The sequence below is a fragment of the Streptococcus hongkongensis genome, assembly GCF_053206145.1.
In genome coordinates this window covers 141,374-161,581 of the sequence record NZ_JBRUGD010000003.1, presented here as the reverse complement: position 1 = coordinate 161,581, position 20,208 = coordinate 141,374, and the positions used below count along the sequence as shown (strand labels likewise).

Below are 20,208 nucleotides of genomic sequence, written 5' to 3'. Positions count from 1 at the left end.
TTTTATTATTGTGGTGACTTGTTTTTGGTCATTGTTTCCTTAAACCAATCCTTACTTAATTTGAGATAGGCTTGACTCCCTAAATTGCCGTCAATTCTGTCATAAGCATGGTTGGTATAAGGGACAATGACAAGTTTATTGGTTATATTTTTTGACGTTAATTGCTCTGCTAAGGCATAGGTTGCCTCCTGCGGCACTAAACTATCACGCGCACCTGAAATCAATAGAGTCGGGGACGTCTGATTACTAATGAAATTCTTGGGGGTCAAAGCCGAATATTGTTTGGGGAGCTGATCTGGTCGACCACCAAGATAGGAGACAACCATATACTTGGCAATATCCCCTTTGACATAATCACTATTTTCATAAAAGCTTCGTGGGTCGGCCACTGGATAAGCGACAGAGACAGCATCTATTTTGGGTAATTTGGTGTGATCAGCATACTGATACTTGCCACTGTTGATTTTATAGGCCAATTCCAGAGCTAAATTACCCCCAGCTGAGACACCAGTAACAAATAAATTCTTGGTGTTCCCACCATAGTCCTCAATATGATTCTCAACCCAGGCGAAGCCTTTTGTCAACTGCTTCTCGGTGACGTTTGAGAGATGACGATGCTTACTTGACAAATCATAGTCTAAACTCACAACGACGTAACCCGATTTAGCAAAGGATTTCCAATAGTAGGCATGGGAATTGCGATGCCCTGCAATCCAACCACCCCCATGAATGAAAATGAGGACAGGTTTATTTCTTTTGCCATCTGCAACTCGGTAAACATTCAGTTTGGCATGACCTAGGGCTGTTTGGTCATAGGTTTCAACGGTAACATCAACACCACTGGTATCTTCTGCTTGATAGGATCTTAAAAAGCTAACATCTGCTCCCAGTTGATTGAGATTGGTTTGAATTGAGATGATAATATAAACTCCAATAAGCAAACTGAGGCTTGCCAATATAGCATTTAGCAAATGCCAGCGACTGGTTTTATATTTTAAAGAATAACATAGACTGACAAGAAAGAGAGCGACCATCAGTGGTAACCAAAGCCGGACATAAGGAACAGTATAGTGATTAGCAACTGAGCCTAAATAAGGAATTGGAAAGAGAGTCGCCAAATTAAAAATCAATAAGGTTAGCACAGCACATTCTAATAGAATAAAAGCAAACTTTCTTAAATACTGCATTTTCCCTCCCTATTTCATCTTATTATTCTAGACTAACAAAACTTTTGTCGTCTTGCAATTTTGAGGCTTATAGAGAAAAAATTTGAAAAACAGACAAACATAGGTCTTTTACCATGTCCCTAGAAGAGCTTGCACTGTTAAGCTAACAAGGGAGATGGCGATCCAACAAATGGCACCTAAAACAATGGCTTTTCCGCCTGTTTTAAAAAGTTTGACAATATTGGTGTTTAAGCCAATAGCTGACATGGCCATAATAATGAAAAATTTAGATAAAGATTTCAACTGGTCAAAAAGAGCTGGAGCAAGTCCCATCACACTAAAAACAGTTGTTATAAGTGAAGCAAGTAGGAAATATAGAATAAAGGTTGGAAAAGCTTTCTTTAGACTAAATTGCGCTTCTGTATGGCCTTTTTGTTTTGCCTGATAGAATGATAAAGCTAAGGTAATGGGGATAATAGCAAGTGTTCGGGTCAATTTAATTATCGTTGCGCCATCTAAGGTATTTGACTGATGAATGGCATCCCAAGATGCTGCTGTAGCTGTAACTGACGAGGTATCATTGACAGCTGTACCCGCAAAAATCGCAAAGCCATGATTGGATAAACCAATGACCTGACCTAAACTAGGAAAAATAAGCGCAGCAATGACATTAAATAAGAAAATAACTGAAATAGCTTTGGCAATATCACCATCCTCAGCTTCAATAACTGGTGCTGTGGCAGCAATCGCAGAGCCTCCACAGATTGAGGAACCAACGCCTACCAGAGTTGCTGTTTTGACATCAATCTGCAACCATTTTTGTAAGAAATAGGCGACCAGTAAAGCAGTTGCAATCGTGGAGATAATAATTGGTAAGGATTCAATCCCAACTTTCATAATCTGCATCAAATTTAATCCAAACCCCAGTAAAACAACTGCAATTTGTAAAATATACTTGGAGGTAAATGCAATCCCCTTTTGTGACCTGTCACGTTTCTTATAAAAAAGAGCAAGTACCATCCCCAAAAGGATACCAAAAACCGGCCCACCAATAATTGGAAAGGCTTGGCCTAAAAACCATGCTACCAAAGCTATCACTAGACACACTAACATACCAGGCAATTTTTCTTTATACTGTACCATAAGCACTCCTTTTCTCAATCTATTATAAGATTTTTCAAATGGAATGTAAAATCACTCAAAAACACTTACCTAGTCAGATAAGTGTTTCTACATTATAAAGCCCCAACTATATGGTGAGGAAGGTAAGCTTGATCTAACATAGCCATTTGGTCATCAGTCAAGGTCAATTGGAAGGCACCTAAATAGTCATCCAAGTATTTTTCCTTGGTAACACCAACAATTGGGGCATCAATCCCTTTTTGCCATAACCAAGCAAGAGCTACTTGCGCACGAGACACATCTAATTCTTCGGCCAGAACGGCGACTTGCTTGACAATCTCTTTATCCTGGTCTTCCGTTTTGTCATATTTTGACTTAGCCGTTTCATCTGTCTTACTGCGTTTTGTATCCGCATCCCAATCACGAACAACACGACCCGCAGCCAAAGGACTATAAGGCACCAAAGCAACACCTGAATCCTTACAGAAAGGAATCATCTCACGTTCATCTTCACGATAAAGCATATTGTAATGATTTTGCATAACCGAGAATTTGGTCCAACCATTCTTTTCAGCCATATATTGGGCTTTTTGAAATTGCCAAGCGTACATGGCTGATGCCCCAAGGTAATGCACTTTTCCAGCACGAACTAAATCATTTAAAGCGGCCATGGTTTCTTCAATTGGCGTGTGATAATCCCAGCGGTGAATGTATAAAATATCAATGTAATCTGTGCCAAGGCGTTTCAAACTCGCTTCGACCTGAGTGAAGATTGCCTTGCGTGATAGGCCACGGGTATTTCTGTTTTCCGGATGCTGCCCATCACCAAAATAAACCTTAGTGGCAATGACGATCTCATCACGATCAGCAAAATCGCGAATAGCGCGACCCAGATATTCTTCACTGGTGCCAGCCGCATAGGTATTAGCTGTATCAAAGAAATTAATCCCCATATCTAAGGCCTTCTTGATAATCTTTCGACTGTCTTCTTCATCTAGCAACCAACCTGAATGGAAGCCTTTACTGCGATCACCAAAACTCATACACCCTAAACAAAGTGGTGACACTTTTAACCCAGTTTGTCCTAAAGTAATATATTCCATAAATCTCTCCTATTCTTCTATCCAAATTTCTTTTGCTCTGTTAAAGGGTGACCAGGCTTTTAGCCAGCCCACATAAAATGATAGATGGGTAATAATTTCAGAAATTTCTTCCTTTAATTCTGCAAACTTAGGAGCAAATTCCCCTAAATTATCACGACCAACTGTTTTTTTTTGCCATAAAATCACTCTTTCTATTTATTTAAAGCTTGATATTCTTGATCTGTAACAAGTTCTTTAAATTCACTTGCACCAGAGCAGAGGTAATGGCATCTGTTTCTTTTTCAATCACTGGCATTGGAAATTCAGTTACTTCCATTTTTCCTGTTTCAATAAATGTTGCTACTTTCATATCATTTCCCCTTATTAGTAATACGTCCATTATAAACCTTAGAGTGGACTCCAAGTCAAATAAAAACTCTAACAATATTTAACATTTCATTTTTACACCACAAATCTGCTGATTAATGAAATGGCATTTCACCAAGTTGTCTTTGAGTTGAAGTGCCCCATAAAAATAGAAAGTTGTCGCACCACTATCAATTAAGAGTGTAGAGCCAGTCATACAAAATAAGCGGTGTGACAATGATCTCCAGTGCAACAGCATTAATACCGGCGCCTCATCGCCCCCATTTGACAGCTTCTGCCATGACCTGTTATTCATTTACATGATTGCTTGCACGTGGCTTATTGATAGCCGTGCAAATAATTGACTTACATTGGGTATGGCTAAGGCAAGATTTTGTTCTTGCGTTAATGCTAGCATCCTAAAAACAGATTGACTAGAACTAGTTCCATCGCTACCACCTCTGTCAATGACTTTTCCTACTTCTTCTATCATAATCTTTAGAGTGAACTCCAAGTAAAGGAAAAAACAAAAAAAGTTGAAGAACACTTCAACTTCTACTTACCACTAAATACGGGGTATTTTGTGAATTCACCATAATCCGTTACATTAATTGCTTTTAATATGGTCATGTCTTTTTTATCAATTGTAAAATTATATTCCATATTTGATAACATATGATTTGGATTTTCAGTTTTAGGTAAAGCAACCATACCCAATTGCATCACATACTTGATACATAATTGTGCTGATGATACGTGATATTTTTCAGCCATTTCTATAATTGTTGCGTTTTGTAATGCTTTGCCATGGGCAATTGGAGAGTAAGCTTCTAATAATATCGTTTCTTTTTGACAAAATTCAATCAAGTCAAATGGTGTATTACCGATATGTGTTAGTATTTGATTAACAACCGGTTTGATTTTACCATGTTTTAAGATATTTTTTAAATCAGTCATTAAAAAATTGGAAACGCCGATTGATTTTACCTTGCCTGCTGTTTGAGCATCCTCTAATGCCCGCCAAACTTCTAGATTCCCTTTATCATAGGTTTTCCCTGATTGTCTCCACTCATTCCATGGTTGTGGGCTATGAATAATCATTAAATCAAGGTAATCTAAGCCTAGTTGTTTTAGTGACTGATCGATGGACGCCGCAGCAGCTTGATAGTTTTTATGCTCCGCAGCAACTTTACTCGTAACGAAAATTTCCTCTCTTGGAATACCAGAAACAAAAATACCTTTACCAACACCAACTTCATTGCCATAGGCTTGAGCCGTATCAATATGACGGTATCCTAATTTCAAAGCTTGTGATACAACTGATTCTGCTTTTTCATCTGGTATCATCCAAGTTCCTAAGCCTAAAACTGGTATGTTTAAGCCGTTGTTCATCTTAAATGTAGCAACCATAAGTAAACCTCCGTTCTAGTATTATTATAGCATTTAGCCCTTGGGATAGGTCAACTAAAAAACGTATTTCAAACACATTCAACCTTTTAAACTTGTTTTAGTCAGCGAGCTTTCCTTAGATTCGTTTTTTCAATAATGATTCCATTTTCTCGTGAAGTTTCTCAGAGACTTCTCGTTTACGTATACCTGTGTAATCATGAATTAGTTGCTTCATTGATTTAAATAGAATGGCTTTATGTTCTTGATCAATAGAATGAAGACCACTTAATGCATGGAAAAAACTAATAAAAGCTTTTTCATCAAAGGTGAAGGCATTTAGACTGGTAATGCCACTACTGATTACGGCATCAAAAAACAAATCACAAATCATTTTCAATTCTTGCTTTGATAATTGATGCGTCCATTCTTTAAACGTTAGGTCTAAATGGCGACTAAGACGACTTGGTTCTGAAACCGTTATAAATTTTCCCGTCACATCAACCTGCCAACTCGTTGTTTTATGTTGCAAGACGCCAATGGCGCTGCTTTTAACAATTTTTGGAACGACATCACAATAAAGCATGACCCCGACAATTGACTCTTCTGGTCGAATGACCCCTAGTTTATGCCTAATCTTTTTATAGCCTGGCAGTTTGATTAAGGCTTCAGACAGCCCTGGAGAATCCAATAAATAAACTCTCTTAATTGCCTTTTGATACAATGAACCAATAAAACTGCTAGCATACAATGCTAACGCCCCACCCTTTGAATGACCACTAAGGATAATGCTATCTGTCGGATGTTGATTGAGGTAAGTTTTTAGGTAGGTAATCGCTGCGCGATGAGCAGGAATTTCTCGCATATAGGTTAGTTTAAAATCTTCTTTCCAACCAATTAAACTATCGTCAGTTCCTCTAAAAACAATCTGCGTGTGATGAATACTGTCAATTTTGAATACCATGGCAGCAAACTGTCTTTCAAACTCAACATTAACCTCATTGACATAAGATGATAAGGTCAAGCCTTTGAAGCGTTTTGATTTTCTGATGGCATGAAATAAAGCTATTCTCTCTTTAGTAATTAAATAATTGTAGACACTGTTTAATAATCCCTCACTCTCATCAACAATTAATTCAGAAAGATGAATCGGCTGATCACTGCTAACAGTCTCCTTAACAAATTCATCAAAGGATAAGTAACCAATCTCATTAATAGCCACTATATCTACTTCATTGATAGGGAATTCTTTAAAACTTTTGTCTTTATTTTCATTTATATAATTGACTAATGTGGGCAAACTATCACCATCTTTCTACTTTCAAGGTTCATTTTACATAAGTTACGTGTAGAAATCAAGTAAAGAAAAAGCCTTATCAAAAGGCTTTCTTCTCATGGTTATTCAGCTATCAAAACCTAGTCTTTGAGGATCAACTCCATCTGTGTTTGTTGGGGCGTAAATGCCAAATCCTGATAAAAAGCATAGGCTTCTTGATTGGCATTCCACACGTTCAAGGTTAGATTATAGCAACCATTTTCCCTAGCTAAGTTTTCAGCAAAGGCCATTAATGCTTTCCCAACACCCTTGCCTCGACTTCCCTCTGAAACACACAAGTCTTCAATATATAGAGATTTATGAGGCTGTCTAACTAGTGAGTCAGGTATTTTATATTCTAAAAATAAATGCCCCAAAACTTTCCCTTCTTCATCACTATAGATATATATTGGTTTGTCAGGATGACCAAGCATGGCTTGCAAATTTTCTTGATTAAACTTACCAGCGTCAGCCTTAAAGATATCGGGTCGCACCTGATGATGAACTTGACAGATAGACTTTAAAAGCTCTAATATTGCAGGTATATCTGATTTTTCAGCTAAGCGAATCATTCTCTCCTCCTTAAAACTCTAAAAGCTAACGCAGTCCGTCCCATTCAGCATAGAACTGCTCTAGATAATCTAATAAAAATTGGTGCCTTTGCTCGGCCATTTTACGGCCATAAGAGGTGTTCATTAACTCTTTTAATTTAAGCAACTTTTCATAAAAATGCATGATGGCTGTATCTTGACCATTTCGGTATTCTTCTGGACTTAAGTCTTGACGAGGTTGCATATTAGGATCATGAATCAAGCGCCCTTTGTATCCAGAGTAGGCCATACAACGCGCAATCCCAATGGCCCCTATAGCATCGAGGCGATCAGCATCTTGGACCACTCTTCCTTCAATAGTTTCAAGAGGTATCCCGTGGCCACCTTTAAACGACATATTATCAATGATATAAAGAATCTTTTGACGGGTCCGAGTATCCACTGCATGTGCTTCCAACCAAGTGATAATGTCTTGTCTAGCAGATTTGGGATCAGGATTTAATTTTTCATCGGCCATATCATGCAAAAGTGCAGCGAGTTGGCAGATAAAAATATCCGCGTGTTCCACCTCAGCAATTGTTTTTGCAGTATTTGTAACGCGAACAATATGCCACCAATCATGACCACTAGACTCACCATCAAGTTTAGCCTTCACCCACTCCCTTGCTTCTTGAAGAATGACTGCATTATCCATTTAGTCTTCCTCACCATCAAATAACTCTAAGTAGTCGCCATAGCCTTTTTCTGCCATTTCCTTGTAAGGAATGAATTGCAGAGCAGCCGAGTTGATACAATACCGTAAGCCACCCTTATCCCTAGGACCATCATTAAAAACGTGACCCAGATGAGAATTAGCTTCCTTGCTTCGTATCTCAATACGTCTCATACCATATGAAGAATCATCGTGGTGTGTCACCGAACGATTTTCTACAGGCTTTGTAAAAGCTGGCCAACCGCATCCGGAATTGAACTTATCTAAGGATGAAAAGAGAACTTGGCCACTTACAATGTCCACATAGATTCCTTTTTCAAAAAAGTTATCATATTGACCAGTAAAAGCTGGCTCAGTAGCCCCATTTTGAGTCACCTCAAAAGCAAGCTTACCAATGCGTTTTTCAAGGTCGTTTGAATTCGACATATTACAATTCTCCTTTGAACAATTTCTTTTATCTATTGTAACAAACTTTTAGTATTAGTTGAAAAATGAAGTTTATCCGCTAATGTTTGTTTATTAAAAAAACTCTTAAGCCTTATATTACTTAAGAGGTTTTTTGATTTATTTCTAACTCCATTTCAGTGCATGGCAACTTTTCTCCCCAAATAATAAGTTCTCTTTTATTAACAAACCCCAACTTCTGATAAAACAATCTTGTTAATCTATAGTTTTCATCAGGATGTTTATCAGACAATGTTTTAACAACAATTTTCGAGTAGTTATTAAGTCTTGCATATTCAATTAAATTAGTTATTAACTGTCTGCCTACTCCTCGCTGATGGTATTTAGATTTCACTCCCATCGCATCAATTTCTAGAAAATCATTTGATTCATAAATTGATATAAAACCTATTATTTCATCATTCTCGTATGCAATAAGACATGGTTCAGTACTAGCAGATTCAATATAAGTTTGCGTAGACTCTTCAATTCCAAACCATTCAGGCAAGGTATGCAAAACTTCAGATGCAACCTGCTTATTTACTAAACTATCCTCAGAATAAATAATAGAGATCATAATTTCCCTTTCAGATTATTTGCATTTTTCAAATTTTGCTACTAATTTTCTAAATATAAAGGATTGCAATAATTGAAGAAATTAATTCTCTGTGTTCCTTAGTTCTTTTAAGAAGTCATTAACATCAGACAAATAGGATTCTTTTTCAATTATTTCTTCTAGAGCTTCTGAATCATGTGTACTACTTATTCCAAGCCTAATTAATTTTTCATACAGCTTTAAAAAAGGCAAACCTTTTTCTTTAGCACGATTCAATTCTTGCTCAATTGAATACGGAATCTTTCTAAATATAGGTGTAATTCCAAAGTCATCGATGTCTAGTATTGCATAATGAGCTCTCAGGTCTTTTTTAAATTCATCAAGCAGATTATAAGGTGACCCAACAGAACCTGGATTAATAATTAGTTGACCATCTTTACCATAACGGAGAACTTGCATGTGGATATGCCCATATATGACAACATCACAATTATTAGCAGCAAATAGATTATCAAAATTCTCTTGTTTAGCATTATGTGCTAATTCCCCTCCCCAGTTTTTATCTGGGAAATTATGCATAACAATAAATTTCAATCCTTCTGCTTCAATTATCTTATGATCTGGTAATGTTTTTAAAAATTCTATTTCACTTTTTGTTACACGGTTTTTTAAATAGCGACTCAGTTTCATTAAGTAAATATTAGTTGGATGGTCTAAATCGTATTTACCTTCAATAGCCTCAATAAATGAATCATCCCAATTTCCACGTATGAAAATAGTATTTGGAAGTGAAACTATCAAATCTAACAAATCTTTGTCACCATGACCTGGTAAAATAAAATCACCTAATAGCCAAAAGTCAGAAACACCATGTTTTTTTGCATCTAAAATGACTTCTTCAAGTGCAGTTAAATTTCCATGAATATCAGAAATCAATGCGATTTTCTTTGTCACTGTTACCTCCTTATTCTCTCTTATTAAATTTTAACATAAAAAATATCAATTTTGAGTCCTATATAAAAGGATTTATCTGATTTTCACAATAGACCTATTAGTAAAAATTATGGAAAAAGATTATTCAAAAAACCTCTTAAGCCTTATATTACTTAAGAGGTTTTTTGATTTATTTCTTAGCATCATCATCCATTGATAGGACGCTGAGGAAGGCTTCTTGTGGAACTTCAACCGATCCAATGGCTTTCATTCGTTTTTTACCGGCTTTTTGTTTTTCTAGTAACTTACGTTTACGAGAAACGTCACCACCATAACATTTAGCGAGGACATTTTTACGAAGAGCCTTGATATCTGAACGGGCAACGATTTTTTGACCAATGGCCGCTTGAATTGGCACTTCAAATTGCTGACGAGGAATGATTTTCTTCAATTTCTCAACAATTAATTTACCACGTTCATAAGCAAACTCTCTATGAACAATAAAGCTGAGTGCATCTACTTTATCGGCATTAAGAAGAATATCCATTTTAACTAATTGTGATTTTCTGTATTCAGAAATTTCATAGTCAAAACTTGCATAACCTTTTGTTGATGATTTTAATTTATCAAAGAAATCAAAGACAATCTCGGCAAGTGGGATTTGGTAAATCACATTAACGCGATTATCATCAATATAATCCATTGTCACAAAATCGCCACGTTTACGTTGGGCTAACTCCATAACTGCCCCAACATAGTCCTGCGGAACCATAATTTGTGCCTTAACATAAGGCTCTTCTATACTTTCCACTTTTGTTGGGTCTGGGAATTCTGACGGATTAGAAACTTCAACCATCTCACCATCAGTCGTATTAATATGGTAAATAACCGATGGCGCTGTCATAATCAAGTCAATATTGAATTCACGTTCCAAACGTTCTTGGATTACATCCATGTGGAGTAAGCCTAAGAAACCACAACGAAAACCAAAGCCTAGGGCTTGGGAGGTTTCTGGTTCAAATTGCAAACTGGCATCATTAAGCTGTAATTTCTCTAAGGCTTCGCGTAAATCGTTGTATTTATTTGATTCAATTGGGTAAAGACCTGCGAAAACCATTGGATTCATCTGCTTATAGCCTGCTAAGGCCTCACTTGCAGGGTTTGTTGCTAGTGTCACAGTATCCCCAACTCGTGTGTCGGCCACTGTTTTAATAGAAGCCGCAATATAGCCAACATCACCAGTTGCTAAAAATTCGCGTCCTATAGCTTTAGGTGTGAAGATTCCAACTTCTGTAACATCAAATGTTTTACCATTTGACATCATTTGAATCTTATCACCAGGTTTAACGATTCCGTTGACCACACGAACTTGGAGAATAACGCCACGATAAGCATCATAGACTGAATCAAAGACTAGAGCTTGTAATGGCGCATCAACATCTCCTGATGGCGCTGGTACTTTTTCAACGATTTGTTCGAGAATTTCCTCAATACCAATCCCTGCTTTTGCTGAAGCAAGAACAGCTTCAGAAGCATCTAAGCCAATCACATCTTCGACTTCTTGTCGAACACGTTCTGGATCGGCAGCTGGTAAGTCAATTTTGTTAATGACTGGCAGAATTTCCAAGTCATTATCCAGTGCTAAATACACATTAGCTAAGGTTTGTGCTTCGATTCCTTGTGCAGCATCAACGACTAAGACTGCTCCTTCACATGCAGCAAGTGAGCGAGATACCTCATAGGTAAAGTCGACGTGTCCTGGAGTGTCAATTAAATGAAGAATATAAGTTTCTCCATCTTTAGCTGTATAATTTAATTCAATCGCATTTAATTTGATGGTAATCCCACGTTCACGCTCTAAATCCATTGAATCAAGTAATTGAGCTTGCATTTCACGACTTGAAACAGTTTCTGTTTTTTCGAGAATACGGTCAGCTAGTGTTGATTTCCCGTGATCAATATGGGCAATAATTGAGAAATTTCGAATTTTCTCTTGACGATTTTTAAGTTCTTGACTGTTCATTATCATTTCCTATACACATTTTTCAATTCATTATATTATATCAGAAAAGTCACCTTCTCGCTATATATATAAGTTATCAAAGAAAAAGCTAGCTACTTTTCTTAATACTTTTCAGTTTTTGTCTTCCATTAAGACGAATGTTTTCTTTAATTTTATAAAAATATGACATCAAAACTTAATAATCCAATTAACTCTATTAAGATTATTTGTGTTATTATATTATATATGAAACAATTAAATCTCACGGGAGAGAGATTTGGTCGGCTATCCGTTCTAAAAAAAACTGATAAAAGAGCGGGTAATAATGAATTTGTCTATATTTGCCAATGTGACTGTGGCAAACTCATAGAAACATATACTTCCCTATTGAGACGTGGAAAAACACGTTCTTGTGGCTGTCTCCATAAAGACACCCGTATGACAAACTTAAGTTCATTAAATCAAAAGAAAACCTATGTTAACGGTATTGTAATGGACATGTTCACTAACCGGAAAAATAAAAATAACACCACCGGTTACAAAGGGGTCTACAAACATCACAAAGGTTATATCGCTAGAATTTGTGTTAAGGGGCAACATCATCGAGGACCGTTACGTCAAACTAAAGATGAAGCCTATCAGGACCGTCTTAAACTTGAGTCCCTTTACTTACCTAAACTAGATACAAAAAAAGAATAGTCGCTTGTTCGTTCCGTTTTTAGGAATCGCCAAGCTGACTATTTTTTATTTATGATCTAACTCATGGTTACCAAACCACAAGTCAATCTCTCTAAGCGCTGCTTCAGGAGAATCAGAACCGTGGACCACATTTTCAATCCCGCCATCATCACCGGGAGCCTGAGCAAAGTCACAACGAATACTACCCGGCAAAGCATCCTTAGGATTTGTAACACCCATCATCATACGCCAAGACGAAACAACACGATTGCCTGAAATAATCCCAATTAAAATAGGTCCCTTTGTCATATAAGCTTCTAACTCAGGATAGAAAGGTTTATCGACCAGCGCACTATAATGTTGCCTTAGTAAATCTGAACTAGCCTGACAAAGCTCTAATTTCTCAAGACGAAAACCACGACGCTCAATACGATACAAAACTTGACCAATTAAACCACGTTCAACCCCATCAGGTTTAATCATAAAAAATGTTTTCTCCATAGCTACCTCTTTTTCATTAATGACAGATTTCAAAAACTAACACTTCTTTATTCTAACATGACAAACCACTAAATACAAGAACTCCCATTTCGGCAACAACCCTACTTTAGAGACCTTCTCGCAAGCAAACACAGGCCACCAAATACACACTCATAGATTGAGAAAAAGACAAGGAAACAACCACTCAAAACAACACAGCTCTAAAACAAAAAGACTGAAACAAAGTTTTTCTCTGCTGTTTTGGAACCACTCAAAACAACACAGCTCTAAAACAGAGTAAAACCTCTTCTCTCTCTCCTAATTGTTTTGGAACCATTCAAAACAACACAGCTCTAAAACATGTACTTGATGACGTTAAAATTAGGATTAGTTTTGGAACCATTCAAAACAACACAGCTCTAAAACCCTAGAACTTTGAATCGCTGCTCAATAGCAGTTTTGGAACCATTCAAAACAACACAGCTCTAAAACCTATGATGAATTCTTGAGACAAATCTATCAGTTTTGGAACCATTCAAAACAACACAGCTCTAAAACCCTTTGATGGTAAACTAGCCATGTTTACATCGTTTTGGAACCATTCAAAACAACACAGCTCTAAAACAGTGTGCCATCAGGGCAGTTTTTGTGGACTGTTTTGGAACCATTCAAAACAACACAGCTCTAAAACTAGTTCGAGTAACTTTAGATAAAGGAATTGGTTTTGGAACCATTCAAAACAACACAGCTCTAAAACCAAGCTATTTTTTACTAAAGAATCCTCTAAAGTTTTGGAACCATTCAAAACAACACAGCTCTAAAACACATAAATCCACTGACCACCTCTGAACACCGTTTTGGAACCATTCAAAACAACACAGCTCTAAAACTCGTAGAATATTTTTTTCTACAAAATTTCGTAATCGCGCCATTTATCTCAGCATGACTTCAGTTTTAATGATTCCTTATTTAATAGCTTTCCTTACTACTATTATACCATATTTTCAGATATCAGAAAATAATCATGGTCTAGTACATATTGTGGAAATTCATAAACTTTTCTAGATTCTAAAAATAATACTGTCAGTTGTGACAGATGAATATATTCAAGTAATTTCTCATACTCTTCTCTAGTTAGATAAGAACCAACATTAATAAATACAAGTAGTTTTTTCTTACTTAAATAATGATATACCTGTAATATTTCAAAGCATTTTTCAAAAATCGTATCACTCTGCGTTTCAATTTTTATTCCTAATGCTTTAATTAATTCCAACAATGTAATTTCATCATACTCTAAATCTAGTTCATTTTCTAGGCATTCAAATACTAATAATTCCGTAATGGTGGCAACTAACTTGTCAATCATAGATTTGACTTCTGGTTTTTCATTCAGTTGGTTTTCCAAATCAGAATGAATTAATTTTAGAATTGCTGGCGCATTAACATCATACCCAAGAATATCAGTAACAAGCATTATCTCAGACTCTTTAAGTGATCTGAGTTTATTATCAAATAGTTTTAAACTTGAATCCTCCTTGTAGAGGTAAAGTTCCCTAATCACAGACGAAAATACTGTCACATCTTCAATAACTAAAATTGTCCCATTATTCAAATCAATTGGATTATCTAAAATTGGAAAATTAATTTTCAGCATCATAATCCTCCCCTAAGAATATGAGTCTTTTATCACAATTAGCAAGACAAGCATTTCGTTCCCCATGCAAGTAAAGCATTCTGGCAAACTGCTTCTCTGTTACAGTCAAAAGTGTAATATTCCCTTTTTGGGGATTATTTTCCTGGAGTCTATCAATCATTGCATTATTTGCAGAGTTATTTAATAAGAGTTTACTATAGACTGAAAATTGATGCATAATAAAGCCTTCGCTTAATAAAAATTTCCTAAATTTTCGATAGGCTTTTCGTTCTTCAGTTGTATCAGTTGGCAAATCAAACATTAATATCATTCGCATATAACGGTAACTCATATCCTAAATTCAGGAACTCCTTTCCCCTCATTATTAAGTGATTTCACAACCTTCTTTGTATAATCACTAACGATATTTGATAAATACATCTCTTTATTATTATAAGTATATGTTTCATAGAAAATTGCGAATAGTTGACGTTTTATTTTTAAAAAACTAGATTGTCGATTTTCATAGACAATTTTATCAATGATTGGACGAAAAGGTTCCATTATATCACTTGCAAAGTTAAATTGATTAAACTGATTAGAATGCTTTAAGCCAAATTGAGTCATACACCCTGAAACAACTAACTCACGTGCAAACAGACTGAGCAACAAAGTATACCCATAGTCTAAACCAGCATTTATATCACTCGATTGCTCTCTTGAAAAATCATTCCCAAACAATGTATTGAAATATATTCTAGCGGCATGTCCTTCACGATTACTTGGATCAAAACATTCTAAGCCATTATATAAATCTATAATTGACTGTGATTTCTCAAAATAGCCACAAGCCCCCAAAAAATAACTTTGGTTCAAAATTTTTTGAGCAATAATTTCCGTCCATACTTCAGCTTTTAACTCTTCTTTCCAGGAAATTTGGCGGGTCAATTGTAAACTCGAATCATGCCTACCATAAAAAGGTGTTAACATGGCTGTCGGTAATCGTTTATCGTCGCAAAAAATCACTAAAATATTTTCATCAATAAGACGTTTAACTAACATTGTTGACAATATGATATCCGTAGTTTCCAAAAGCAAGATGTCAATCTCAGACAGATGAATCATTTCTGTCTGAGAAGCATCTTTAAAAATCAAGTGATTATTTTTATAGGATAATTTTGAATGTGTATTAACAACTACTGTTCGCCATCCCATATTTCTTCTCCTAATTTACGTAAATCAAGACGTGTTTCATACAAACCAGTTATTGATTGTTGGATTAATACACTATCAAGAATTTCAGTCGTTGAAATATATCGTTTTCGATCAATATCAACACCAAAGAACTTAAAGGAGGCTGGTGCACCTAATTTTGTAAAAGTAAAAAGATTCAACATATTGATTGCTTGTTCCTCAATTGTAAATTGATTTTTTTCATTATAAAGTTTAATTATTTTTTCCAAATTCTTATCTGATAATAAATATCGTTTAGAAAATCCTTCAATAATTTTCATAATTTCGTCGAAATAATATAAATGACTATCAACAAAATGTCTTTGCTTTTCTCTGTCTTCTTCTTTACCAGTAAATTTTGTGTAACGAGATGCTAAATATAAGAAATTAACATATTTACTTGGTAAAGCTAATTCATTTCCTTTTTGTAATTCTTTGGCACTTGCTAAAAGGCGTCTTCTTCCATTTTCTAGTTCAAATAAACTAAACTTAGGTAATTTAATTATGAAATTTTCTTTAATTTCTTGATAGCCTCTTTTTTTAAGAAAAGCAATTTGGTTTTTTTCAAATTCATTTTGTTCCATGATTGTAATTCCAACAATCTCTTTCACTGTTTTTAAGGTTTTTTTCTTACCTTTTGCTACTTTCGCAACTACAAATACTGAATAAGCGACAACTGGACTAGCAAATCCACCATATTTTTTTGTATCCCATGCTTTCTTGCGTGCTATTAATTTATCAGAATCACCTTTTGACAGGATAGATTCTTTTGTAAAACCACCTGTTTGAATTTCTGGCTTCTTAACAACATTGACTTGTGGATAGGATAAAACTTTTTGAATAGTTTTTATATCGTTATCTTTATTCCAGACAATTTCTCCAGTTTCTGTATTAATTTCAATATTTGGTCTTGTGATCACAGTATCATCAGCTAATCTAATTTCTCTTTTAAAAAAGTTCATTATATTGGAATAAAAAAACATTTTTGCAGTTGCCTTACCTAACGATGGGTCAGATTTAGTTACCAAATTAGCCAAATCGTAATGTTTAAAATCTCCATAAACAAATTCAGCTTCCAGATTAGGATATTTTTTTAAGATAGCTGTTCCCACAACAGCATTGAGATACGCATCGTGAGCATGATGGTAATCATTTATTTCTCGAACCTTATAAAGCCCGAAATCTTTGCGAAAATCTGATACCATTTTTGATTTCAAAGTTATTATTTTTACATTATGTTTTTTATTAGTTTCATTATTTGGAATATTATTAAAACGGTTATCTAAAATTTGAGCTACATGTTTTATAATTTGTCTTGTTTCTACAAGCTGACGTTTAATGAAGCCTGCTTTATCATTTTCAGTTAAGCCCCCCCTTTCAATTTTAGTTAAATTGTCAAATTTTCGTTGTGAAATGGCTCCACATTTTAATTGCTTTTTCCAATAGAACTTCATTTTTCTTGCGATTTTAAGACTTGGTACATTGTCAGACTTACCTCTATTTGCGGCTTGAGTAGTCAATACCATATTATCAATTGAATTGTCTTTAATAAAACTTTGCGGAATGATGTGGTCAATATCATATTGACTTAAATTATCATATTCTAAGGGATCACCTGTATACATATCTATCCCGTCTTGTAAAAGATATAGATAAACTCTATCACTTTGTAATTTATTGTTATCTATATTATCATTAATTTTTTTCAAAATATCACTACCAAGATTTTTATGGATATCTGTTATTTTACGGAGTCTTTCACGAGAATTATTTACCCCTTTTTTAGTTGACTGGTTTTCCCGTGCCATCTCGATAACAATATTTGTAGGATTTTGTCCCATTACCTTGACAATTTCATCTACAATTTTAACACTTTGTAAAATTCCTTTTTTAATTGCAGGACTTCCGACTAAATTCGCTACTGTATCTTCAATTTTCTCACTTTTAATATTCTTTTCTTGTGCCCCCCTTATCAACTCTGCAAAATCTAATGAGGAATCATTAATTAATTGCATAAAATTACGATTGGCTTTGCCATCATCTTTCAAAAACTGAAGAATAGACTTCCCAGTTTGTCTATCAACGATACCATTAATTAATTTTAGAGATAAGCGCCCCCACCCTGTATAATGACGCTTTTTCAATTTTTTTAGAACTGATTTATCAAAAATATTCGAATATTTTGTCAGACGTTTTTCAATCATTTTCTCATCTTCAAATAGAGTTAAAGTTTTTACGATATCTTCCAAAATTTTCTCATTTTCCCTATTATCTAGAAAAGTTTTATCTTTAATAATTTTCAATAGATCATGATAAGTACCTAATGAGGCATTAAAAGTATTCTCAATACCAAAAATCTCAACAGAATCAATACATTCTATATTTCTAAAATATTTTTCTTTTAGTAACTTTAGATTAACTTTCCTTTCTTGTTTAAACAAGAGTTCAACTATATCTTCTTTTTGTTTTGCTGTTAAAAATTCAGGTTTTCTCATACCTTCAGCTTGATATTTAACTTTGGTCAGTTCATTATAGACATTAAACATTTCATAAACAAGGCTATGCTTTGGAAGAACTTTTTCACTAGGGAGATAGGTATCAAAACTTGTCATTTTTTCAATGAAAAATTTAGCGGAAGCCTCTTTGTCAACTATTTCATCGAAATTCCAAGGCGTTATAGATTCGTCAGAATTGCGTTTCAGCCATGCAAATGGGCTATTTCCATTTGATAGTGGACCAACGTAATATGGTATTTTGAAAGTAAATAACTTTTCTATTTTCTCTTTATTAATTTTCAAGAATGGGTAGAATTTTTCTTGTCGTCTAATAATAGCATTCAGCTCATTAAGATGCAATTGATGAGGAATTGAACCATTGTCAAACGTTCTTTGTTTTCTTAATAAGTCTTCTCGTTCAAGTTTTGTAAGGAGTTTTTCAGCTCCATCTAACTTCAATAAGATAGGTTTAATATATTTATAAAACTCCTCTTGAGTAGTTTGCCCATCAACATAACCAGAGTAACCATTTTTTTCTTTATTGTAAAAAATTTCTTCATATTTATCAGGAAGGTTATTTTTTACTAAACCTTTTAATACCATCAAATCTTCATGATGATCTTTATATCGTTTAACCATTGATGCTGATAAAGGTGCTTTTGTGCTTTCTCCTTTAACAGTTAGGATATCGGAAAGCAGAATAGCATCCGATAGTTTTTTTGCTGCAATAAATAAATCTGCAAATTGGTCACCAATTTGAAGCAAAAGACTATCAAGTTCTTCATCATAACTATCCTTCAAAATTTGAAGTTTAGCATCCTCAGGTAGCCCAAAAGTCGTTTTAAAATTCGGTGTTAATCCTAATGATAATGCAATTAGATTTCCGAAAAAGGAGTTTTTCTTTTGGTTTGGAATTTTCGAAATTAGACTTTCTAATCTTTTTGATTTACTTGTTTTTTCAGTTAATAATCTGACAATATCTAGAGAATTAATTTTTACAAAATCATCTTCAACAGAATGATTATATATATCTACTAAATTAAAAAACAATTCTGGTACATCAATATTTTCAGAGTCTAAGTCTCCTTCTATTAAAAAATGTCCTCTATATTTTATAATATGTGCAAGTGCTAAATATATTAATCTTAGGTCTGCCTTTTGATCACTATCAGCTAAATCTTTTCTTAAATGATAAATTGTTGGATATTTTTCATGATATTTAATCTCCTCTTTTAGATTACCGAAAATAGGATGACTATCTCCTTGTTTTTCTTCGGGAACTAAAAAAGAATCAGTTAGTCGTTGAAAAAATGAATCATCTACCTTTGATACTTCTTCAGAAAAAATACTTTGTAAGTATTTTATCCGGTTTTTTCTTCTAGTGTATCTCCTTCTAGTTGTTCTTTTAAGTTGTCGAAATTCAGCTGTTTCCCCATTATCAAATAAAAGTACTCCAATCATGTTTTTCTTTATTTGTTCTCTACCAGTATTCCCTAAAACTTTAAAAGTCTTTGAAGGAACTTTATAATCATCTGTTATAACGGACCATCCAACACTGTTCGTACCAACGTCAAGTCCGATAGAATAAGGTTTGTTCATATGATAACTCCTTTATTATATTTTTTAGTTTTAGCACTCTATATCTTATTTTATGCAACCTTAAGATATAACAATATTTTACCATTATTTTGTTTTTTTTTTCAACTTCAAAACTATCCATAGAAAAGAATTTTTGTTAAAATAACATTAACCTTTGGTTATATCTTAGTTTTAGTGCATTTTGTTTTAGGTTTTTTCTTTAAAAGTACTTGCATTTTCTTTTTGAAAACGCTATAATATTTTTGTTGGAACCAATCAAAACAACATAGCGAGTTAAAATAAGGTTTATCCGTATTCAACTTGAAAAAGTGGGCACCGATTCGGTGCTTTTTTGTTGCTTTCTATTTACTGATTTGAATAATCAAACTATAATTCTATTTTACAACTTTACATACAAAAAACAAGCGCTTTCAAAAAGGCCACTGAAAAAGTCATCATAAAAGATGGCTTTT

General features: G+C 34.5%; 19 protein-coding genes, 1 pseudogene and 1 CRISPR repeat array. Of the genes and pseudogenes, 1 reads left to right on the top strand and 19 read right to left on the bottom strand.

Annotated elements, in window-relative coordinates; translation table 11 throughout:
• Nucleotides 1-5: 5 nt before the first annotated feature.
• From ACVRZD_RS03045 to lepA, 14 genes and pseudogenes are all read right to left on the bottom strand, one after another.
• The gene (locus tag ACVRZD_RS03045) at nt 6-1,187 is read right to left on the bottom strand and encodes an alpha/beta hydrolase (RefSeq protein ID WP_037627273.1); all 1,182 of its coding nucleotides are present in this window, start codon (nt 1,185-1,187) and stop codon (nt 6-8) included.
• Nucleotides 1,188-1,295: 108 nt separating this feature from the next.
• Nucleotides 1,296-2,309 carry a YeiH family protein gene (locus ACVRZD_RS03040; RefSeq protein ID WP_037627275.1) on the bottom strand — a complete coding sequence of 338 codons (1,014 nt, stop codon included), beginning with the start codon at nt 2,307-2,309 and terminating at the stop codon, nt 1,296-1,298.
• Nucleotides 2,310-2,401: 92 nt separating this feature from the next.
• Nucleotides 2,402-3,391 carry an aldo/keto reductase gene (locus tag ACVRZD_RS03035; protein ID WP_037627277.1) on the bottom strand — a complete coding sequence of 330 codons (990 nt, stop codon included), beginning with the start codon at nt 3,389-3,391 and terminating at the stop codon, nt 2,402-2,404.
• A gap of 9 nt (nt 3,392-3,400) precedes the next feature.
• Complete coding sequence (locus ACVRZD_RS03030; protein ID WP_155274964.1) at nt 3,401-3,577, bottom strand: carboxymuconolactone decarboxylase family protein; 177 nt, start codon at nt 3,575-3,577, stop codon at nt 3,401-3,403.
• Between the two features lie 76 nt (nt 3,578-3,653).
• A pseudogene (locus ACVRZD_RS03025) lies at nt 3,654-3,740 on the bottom strand (alcohol dehydrogenase catalytic domain-containing protein); the annotation flags it as partial.
• A 312-nt stretch (nt 3,741-4,052) separates the two neighbouring features.
• Nucleotides 4,053-4,229 (bottom strand): Rossmann-fold NAD(P)-binding domain-containing protein, encoded by a 177-nt coding sequence (locus tag ACVRZD_RS03020; protein WP_155274965.1) that lies wholly within the window; start codon nt 4,227-4,229, stop codon nt 4,053-4,055.
• 62 nt (nt 4,230-4,291) lie between these two features.
• A complete protein-coding gene (locus tag ACVRZD_RS03015; protein ID WP_447450250.1) occupies nt 4,292-5,146 on the bottom strand; it encodes an aldo/keto reductase in 855 nt (284 codons plus the stop codon).
• A 115-nt stretch (nt 5,147-5,261) separates the two neighbouring features.
• Nucleotides 5,262-6,422: an Mbeg1-like protein gene (locus ACVRZD_RS03010; RefSeq protein ID WP_037627279.1), complete on the bottom strand. Its 1,161-nt coding sequence runs from the start codon at nt 6,420-6,422 to the stop codon at nt 5,262-5,264.
• A 116-nt stretch (nt 6,423-6,538) separates the two neighbouring features.
• Nucleotides 6,539-7,009, bottom strand: coding sequence for a GNAT family N-acetyltransferase (locus ACVRZD_RS03005; protein WP_037627281.1), 471 nt, complete (start codon nt 7,007-7,009; stop codon nt 6,539-6,541).
• Between the two features lie 25 nt (nt 7,010-7,034).
• Nucleotides 7,035-7,682 (bottom strand): HD domain-containing protein, encoded by a 648-nt coding sequence (locus ACVRZD_RS03000; protein WP_447450249.1) that lies wholly within the window; start codon nt 7,680-7,682, stop codon nt 7,035-7,037.
• Nucleotides 7,683-8,126, bottom strand: coding sequence for a peptide-methionine (R)-S-oxide reductase MsrB (gene msrB / locus ACVRZD_RS02995; protein ID WP_037627284.1), 444 nt, complete (start codon nt 8,124-8,126; stop codon nt 7,683-7,685).
• A gap of 121 nt (nt 8,127-8,247) precedes the next feature.
• Nucleotides 8,248-8,721: a GNAT family N-acetyltransferase gene (locus tag ACVRZD_RS02990; protein WP_037627286.1), complete on the bottom strand. Its 474-nt coding sequence runs from the start codon at nt 8,719-8,721 to the stop codon at nt 8,248-8,250.
• Between the two features lie 81 nt (nt 8,722-8,802).
• The gene (locus tag ACVRZD_RS02985) at nt 8,803-9,654 is read right to left on the bottom strand and encodes a metallophosphoesterase family protein (protein ID WP_037627288.1); all 852 of its coding nucleotides are present in this window, start codon (nt 9,652-9,654) and stop codon (nt 8,803-8,805) included.
• A 169-nt stretch (nt 9,655-9,823) separates the two neighbouring features.
• On the bottom strand, nt 9,824-11,656 hold the full coding sequence (gene lepA / locus ACVRZD_RS02980) for a translation elongation factor 4 (protein WP_037627290.1): 1,833 nt from the start codon (nt 11,654-11,656) through the stop codon (nt 9,824-9,826).
• A gap of 417 nt (nt 11,657-12,073) precedes the next feature.
• Here lepA and ACVRZD_RS02975 point away from each other — a divergent pair, with 417 nt between their 5' ends.
• The gene (locus ACVRZD_RS02975; protein ID WP_230588979.1) at nt 12,074-12,334 is read left to right on the top strand and encodes a hypothetical protein; all 261 of its coding nucleotides are present in this window, start codon (nt 12,074-12,076) and stop codon (nt 12,332-12,334) included.
• Between the two features lie 45 nt (nt 12,335-12,379).
• Here the strand turns inward: ACVRZD_RS02975 and ndk are convergent, their stop codons facing one another.
• The 5 genes from ndk to cas9 all read right to left on the bottom strand — a co-directional run bounded on the left by ndk (nt 12,380) and on the right by cas9 (nt 19,756).
• Nucleotides 12,380-12,814 (bottom strand): nucleoside-diphosphate kinase, encoded by a 435-nt coding sequence (ndk, locus tag ACVRZD_RS02970; RefSeq protein ID WP_037627297.1) that lies wholly within the window; start codon nt 12,812-12,814, stop codon nt 12,380-12,382.
• A gap of 237 nt (nt 12,815-13,051) precedes the next feature.
• Nucleotides 13,052-13,683: a CRISPR direct-repeat array (repeat unit 36 nt; unit sequence GTTTTGGAACCATTCAAAACAACACAGCTCTAAAAC).
• 101 nt (nt 13,684-13,784) lie between these two features.
• On the bottom strand, nt 13,785-14,450 hold the full coding sequence (gene csn2, locus ACVRZD_RS02965) for a type II-A CRISPR-associated protein Csn2 (protein ID WP_155274946.1): 666 nt from the start codon (nt 14,448-14,450) through the stop codon (nt 13,785-13,787).
• Nucleotides 14,437-14,781, bottom strand: a complete 345-nt coding sequence (gene cas2, locus ACVRZD_RS02960) for a CRISPR-associated endonuclease Cas2 (protein ID WP_037626131.1) — start codon at nt 14,779-14,781, stop codon at nt 14,437-14,439. The genes csn2 and cas2 overlap by 14 nt, the downstream gene beginning before the upstream one ends.
• Nucleotides 14,778-15,644 (bottom strand): type II CRISPR-associated endonuclease Cas1, encoded by an 867-nt coding sequence (cas1, locus tag ACVRZD_RS02955; RefSeq protein ID WP_037626129.1) that lies wholly within the window; start codon nt 15,642-15,644, stop codon nt 14,778-14,780. The genes cas2 and cas1 overlap by 4 nt, the downstream gene beginning before the upstream one ends.
• Nucleotides 15,626-19,756 (bottom strand): type II CRISPR RNA-guided endonuclease Cas9, encoded by a 4,131-nt coding sequence (gene cas9 / locus ACVRZD_RS02950; protein ID WP_447450248.1) that lies wholly within the window; start codon nt 19,754-19,756, stop codon nt 15,626-15,628. Before cas9 ends, cas1 begins: the two co-directional genes overlap by 19 nt.
• Nucleotides 19,757-20,208 lie beyond the last annotated feature (452 nt).

Excerpts from the sequence above, each read along its gene's own strand:
- cas2 (WP_037626131.1), bottom strand. The coding sequence starts at position 14,781 with ATGAGTTACCGTTATATGCGAATGATATTAATGTTTGATTTGCCAACT.
- ACVRZD_RS03020 (WP_155274965.1), bottom strand. The coding sequence starts at position 4,229 with ATGATAGAAGAAGTAGGAAAAGTCATTGACAGAGGTGGTAGCGATGGA.
- ACVRZD_RS03035 (WP_037627277.1), bottom strand. The coding sequence starts at position 3,391 with ATGGAATATATTACTTTAGGACAAACTGGGTTAAAAGTGTCACCACTT.
- ACVRZD_RS02975 (WP_230588979.1), top strand. The coding sequence starts at position 12,074 with ATGACAAACTTAAGTTCATTAAATCAAAAGAAAACCTATGTTAACGGT.
- lepA (WP_037627290.1), bottom strand. The coding sequence starts at position 11,656 with ATGAACAGTCAAGAACTTAAAAATCGTCAAGAGAAAATTCGAAATTTC.
- ndk (WP_037627297.1), bottom strand. The coding sequence starts at position 12,814 with ATGGAGAAAACATTTTTTATGATTAAACCTGATGGGGTTGAACGTGGT.
- ACVRZD_RS02990 (WP_037627286.1), bottom strand. The coding sequence starts at position 8,721 with ATGATCTCTATTATTTATTCTGAGGATAGTTTAGTAAATAAGCAGGTT.
- csn2 (WP_155274946.1), bottom strand. The coding sequence starts at position 14,450 with ATGCTGAAAATTAATTTTCCAATTTTAGATAATCCAATTGATTTGAAT.
- cas9 (WP_447450248.1), bottom strand. The coding sequence starts at position 19,756 with ATGAACAAACCTTATTCTATCGGACTTGACGTTGGTACGAACAGTGTT.
- msrB (WP_037627284.1), bottom strand. The coding sequence starts at position 8,126 with ATGTCGAATTCAAACGACCTTGAAAAACGCATTGGTAAGCTTGCTTTT.
- ACVRZD_RS03005 (WP_037627281.1), bottom strand. The coding sequence starts at position 7,009 with ATGATTCGCTTAGCTGAAAAATCAGATATACCTGCAATATTAGAGCTT.
- ACVRZD_RS03000 (WP_447450249.1), bottom strand. The coding sequence starts at position 7,682 with ATGGATAATGCAGTCATTCTTCAAGAAGCAAGGGAGTGGGTGAAGGCT.
- ACVRZD_RS03045 (WP_037627273.1), bottom strand. The coding sequence starts at position 1,187 with ATGCAGTATTTAAGAAAGTTTGCTTTTATTCTATTAGAATGTGCTGTG.
- ACVRZD_RS03015 (WP_447450250.1), bottom strand. The coding sequence starts at position 5,146 with ATGGTTGCTACATTTAAGATGAACAACGGCTTAAACATACCAGTTTTA.
- ACVRZD_RS03040 (WP_037627275.1), bottom strand. The coding sequence starts at position 2,309 with ATGGTACAGTATAAAGAAAAATTGCCTGGTATGTTAGTGTGTCTAGTG.
- cas1 (WP_037626129.1), bottom strand. The coding sequence starts at position 15,644 with ATGGGATGGCGAACAGTAGTTGTTAATACACATTCAAAATTATCCTAT.